The following is a 338-nucleotide window of genomic DNA, read 5'->3' as shown; positions in this document are numbered from 1 at the left end:
CCAGTTACAGTCGTTACAACTGTGTCACGGATACCAACGATTTCAACTGATTCGCCAACTTTAACGATACCAGATTCAACACGACCAGTTACAACCGTACCACGACCAGAGATAGAGAATACATCTTCGATTGGCATTAAGAATGCTTTATCGATTGCACGCTCTGGTTCCGGGATGTAAGAGTCAAGCGCTTCAACAAGTGCAAGAACTGATTTCTCACCATATTCGCCATCATTGCCGTTCAATGCTTGAAGCGCTGAACCACGGATGATTGGAGTGTCATCACCTGGGAAGTCATAAGTAGAAAGAAGTTCACGAACTTCCATTTCTACTAATTC

1 pseudogene is annotated in these 338 nt (G+C 43.8%); it reads right to left on the bottom strand.

The features are described 5' to 3' along the window. Positions 1-338: pseudogene (tuf, locus tag NO346_RS14700) on the bottom strand (elongation factor Tu); the annotation flags it as partial.

Source organism: Acinetobacter sp. 5862 (assembly GCF_024494585.1).
Lineage (GTDB): Bacteria > Pseudomonadota > Gammaproteobacteria > Pseudomonadales > Moraxellaceae > Acinetobacter.
Note: the sequence above shows the minus strand (reverse complement) of the source record. Positions and strands in the feature narration are given on the sequence as shown.